We start from the raw sequence: 4401 nt of genomic DNA, 5'->3' as shown, positions 1-4401 counted from the left end.
CGACCCATTCGGCGAAGTCAGCCGGCAGGTTAGGCGCGGCGCAGGTGATGAGATTCTCGTCGCCGTCGAGCAGAAAGACAGCGGCGCGCGCGCCCGGGTTCGACTCTTCCGCGCCCAGCGCCAGAAGTGACATTACCTCATCGAGTGTCAAGCCGGTCGCGAGAGCCTGAAGGACCTGGAACTGACTTCGCTGCTCGGTTTCAGCGCGCTTGCGCTGTGTGATATCGCGGAGGTTGACGACAAAACCACGGACGTTTTCGTCCCTGAGCAGGTTGGTGATCGTTGCCTCGACCCAAATGGTCTTGTCGTTTTCATATCGGGGTATAACGAGTTCGTAGGTACGGGCTGGCGATGGCGCCGCGCCATCGGCGTCGATGGCATCCTGGCGCAGTGTTTCCTGCTGTTCCGGCGACAGGAGGTCGATGCCGTTGAGGCCCACCAGCGCGTCGGGCGGGATGCCGATTTTCCCGGCTGCGGGCGATGCATATTGAATAATGCCGTCCTCATTGGTGACCAGCACAACATCGAAGGCGTTTTCGACCAGCGCGCGAAAGTGGTGTTCGCGGCGCAGCAGTTGCGCGTTCGCTTCTTCTGCCTGAAGGCGTGCCGTTTCCGACATGTCGTGCGCGCGTTCCAGGTCGAGAATAAGGTCGTTGTTTCGGAAGCGCAGTTCGAGCGTTTCCGTCGCCGCAGCTCTTTGTTGTTGTGCGATACGCGCCAGGTAAAGATAAGTGGGAATGCAGGCAAGGCCGATGGCCACGAACGTCTGCTCGGTGGTGGAGATGCCGACAACAACAACAGCCGTCATGACCGGCAGCGTCGATGCAATCAACAGCGCTGCGACGGGAAACGCCGTCTGCGTCGACACTACAACGTGAAGGACGAAAATCATCAGGATGGCAAGGTTCTGGATGTTGCCATCGGCTTGCCAGAAGAGCGGGATGAGGCCGATCCAGACGATGTTTGTGATCCAATAGCGGATTGCCGTTGCTGTTATCCACGGCTCCGGGTCCGTCGTGTTCTCGTCGGCCGCAAAAAAACGCTTCTGGAAAATCGCGTATTCGATGTGTATCGCCGCTATGACAAGCCACCATACGACGATGACGGCGACGGGCGCGACGGATTCGAAGGCGATAGCGACCGCACCCACGATAGCCGGAAAATAGACGGGGAGTGTGCGGAAGGTTTTCATCACCGAGCGGTAAAGCTCGAGACGAATGCGGCGGGCACGGGCATCCGCTTCCGGCAGGGCACCGCTTCCGGAGACGCTGTCGAAGGACGATGGTGCGGGCCTCACCTCGATCCCCGCGGATGGTTTCATGTCCGTTGGCGTGCCGGGCATCTGAACGGGGCTCCTCCCCCAGGTTAGAACCCCACGTGCTACGAGGTTTACGGGAGGGAGGTAAAGTTTCCCTGAATACGACATTCCGGGCGAAAAACGGCCGGTATTGCGCCCCGAAATGGCTGCGCCGCGCCCGTCTCGAAGATGCGCTACAGACGGCTCCTAGTAGACCTCCGGCACCGTTATGAGCGGCACATCCTGGCGCGCGGGCGGAGGGCGGCGACCCTCGACTTCGCAGCTACGCTGCACACGCTGGTCAACCTGACTCGTCGGGGCCCAGTAACGCGGCACCCATGCGGCGACGCGCCTGTCCGCCTCGGTGTTTTGCTCCGATGTGATTTCGCCCTGAAAGGCGAGAGCAAGGTTCCGGTCGGGTTGCACGCCGAGCGAGAGAAGGGACGGATTGCGGCTGTATAGTTTTGCCCATTTGGCTGCTTCCACGCCGTCGCGCGTGGCAACATCTCCGGCAAGCAATATTTGCGCGAGAAGCTTTTGTGCGTCGGGCCAACCCGCGTCGGCGGCGCGGCGTATCCAATCAAGTCCTTCGGTGTTGTCGCCTGTGGCGATCAGGCACTGGCCGAGCGCTGTTTGAGCGCCTTCATATCCGTGCCCGCGATAGGAAAAACAGGTCAGCACATCAAGGGTTCGTTCATCGCATTCGCCGCGCGCTGCGTCACTGACGGATTTTGCATACAGCGTTCCCGTCGGATCCTGCTCCGCCAGTGTCGGCAACACGCGTCCCTCGGAATCGCGCTTGCGGGCCGCACCTCCGCCGCTGCAGGCGGCAATCGCAAATGCCATTAGACAAAGCGCGACAATTGTCATTGCTGGCGCGGTTGGACGAACTCGGGTCACAGACATTCTCCCCCTTGATTTTCTCCGATCGCGCCAAATGCGGGGCGCGGCTTATCCGATTAGCCTCACCGTAAGGCATGTATCAAACAGCGACCAGAGCGCCGACGCGATTTCGCGCGATCTGACGCAGCGGAATTGTGGCTTCGTTCCCATCCTTCCGGGCAGTTTGACCCTGCCCGGCTGTTCCCCGATACTCCAGCCGCTTTTTGGGATCGGTGGCGCTATGTTACAATAGCCACAAGGGAATTTCCGAGAGATTTCGAGCGAGTGAAGACAAGATGGCCGATGAAAAGACGCTTCAGGACTGGGAAGCCGCAGTCAGCAAGCAAACCAAAGGTGCCGGCTCGGAATCACTTGTCTGGAAAACACCGGAAGGCATTGGCGTCAAGCCGCTCTATACAGCTGCCGATCTGGAGCAACTGGCGACCGAAGGCTACAACGTCGATACGCTGCCGGGCTTTGCTCCTTATACGCGCGGGCCACAGGCGACGATGTATGTCGGGCGTCCATGGACTATCCGGCAATATGCTGGCTTTTCGACTGCGGAAGAATCGAACGCTTTCTATCGGCGCAATCTCGCCGGCGGTCAGAAAGGCCTTTCGGTTGCTTTCGATCTCGCCACTCATCGCGGCTACGACAGTGATCATCCGCGCGTCGTTGGCGATGTCGGCAAAGCCGGCGTTGCAATCGATTCGGTCGAGGATATGAAGATCCTCTTTGACAGCATACCGCTCGATGAAATGTCGGTGTCGATGACGATGAACGGTGCCGTTATTCCCATTTTAGCCAATTACATCGTTGCGGCGGAAGAAGCGGGTGTGAGGCCGGACCAACTCTCGGGAACCATTCAGAACGATATTCTGAAGGAGTTCATGGTTCGCAATACTTATATTTACCCGCCCGAGCCTTCGATGCGGATCGTTGCCGACATCATCGGCTTCTGTTCCCGTCATATGCCCAAGTTCAACACGATCTCGATCTCCGGCTATCACATGCAGGAAGCGGGTGCGACGCAGGTGCAGGAGCTTGCCTTCACGCTTGCCGATGGGCGCGAATATGTGCGCGCGGCACTGGCCGCGGGTCTCGATGTCGATGAGTTTGCGCCCCGTCTCTCCTTCTTCTTTGCCATCGGCATGAACTTCTTCATGGAGGTGGCGAAACTTCGTGCGGCTCGGTTCCTGTGGTCGAAGATCATGGCCGAGTTCGGACCGAAGGATGTGAAATCGTCGATGCTACGCACGCATTGCCAGACCTCGGGCGTGTCGCTCACTGAACAGGACCCCTACAACAACGTCATTCGCACGACGATCGAAGCGATGGCGGCGATTCTCGGCGGAACCCAATCGCTTCATACCAACGCGCTGGATGAGGCGATCGCCTTGCCGACCGATTTCTCAGCCCGCATCGCTCGCAACACCCAGCTCGTCATACAGCATGAGACCGGCATCACCAATGTGATCGATCCGTTGGGAGGCTCCTACTACATGGAAAGCCTCACACATTCTCTGGCGAGCGAGGCCTGGAAGCTGATCGAGGAAGTCGAGGAGCTTGGCGGCATGACCAAAGCGGTTGCTACGGGGATGCCGAAGCTCAAGATCGAAGAGGCTGCGGCACGCAAACAGGCCCGCATCGACCGCGGCGAGGAAGTCATCGTCGGGGTCAATAAATACCGCCTGTCGAAAGAAGACTCGCTCGAAATTCTCGACATCGACAATGCCAGGGTGCGTGAGGCGCAGGTCGCGCGCCTGAAGAAGGTGCGTGCGGAGCGGGACGAGGCAAAATGTCGTGCAGCGCTTGCCGCGCTCACCGAGGGTGCCCGAGGCAATGGAAATCTTCTGGCACTCGCGATCGATGCGGCGCGCGCGCGCGCGACTGTCGGCGAGATTTCCGATGCAATGGAAGAAGTGTTCGGTCGGCACCGTGCCGAGATCAAATCAATCTCGGGTGTCTATGCGCAAGCCTATGAGGGAGACGAGGGCTTCATGCAGATTTCCAGGGAGATCGAGGCTTTTGCCGAAGCCGAAGGCCGGCGTCCGCGCATGCTGGTCGTGAAAATGGGACAGGACGGACACGATCGCGGCGCGAAGGTGATCGCCACGGCTTTTGCCGACCTCGGCTTCGACGTGGATGTGGGCCCGCTTTTTCAAACACCGGAGGAAGCGGCGCGCGATGCGATCGAGAACGATGTTCACGTCATCGGCATT

3 protein-coding genes are annotated in these 4401 nt (G+C 59.4%); 1 reads left to right on the top strand and 2 read right to left on the bottom strand.

Features of this window, described 5'->3' with window-relative positions:
• Both WEB61_RS11360 and WEB61_RS11355 read right to left on the bottom strand, forming a co-directional pair.
• Nucleotides 1-1192 (bottom strand): PAS domain-containing protein (locus WEB61_RS11360; protein ID WP_368064449.1); only part of this gene is annotated, 1192 nt, incomplete at its 3' end.
• A gap of 312 nt (nt 1193-1504) precedes the next feature.
• Complete coding sequence (locus WEB61_RS11355) at nt 1505-2143, bottom strand: hypothetical protein (RefSeq protein ID WP_368064448.1); 639 nt, start codon at nt 2141-2143, stop codon at nt 1505-1507.
• Nucleotides 2144-2475: 332 nt separating this feature from the next.
• Between WEB61_RS11355 and scpA the strand changes: the two genes are divergently transcribed.
• The coding region (scpA, locus tag WEB61_RS11350; protein ID WP_368064447.1) for a methylmalonyl-CoA mutase at nt 2476-4401 on the top strand (1926 nt) is incomplete at its 3' end.

It is taken from the genome of Parvibaculum sp. (genome assembly GCF_040882025.1).
GTDB lineage: Bacteria > Pseudomonadota > Alphaproteobacteria > Parvibaculales > Parvibaculaceae > Parvibaculum.
This window is presented reverse-complemented; position numbering and strand designations above follow the sequence as displayed.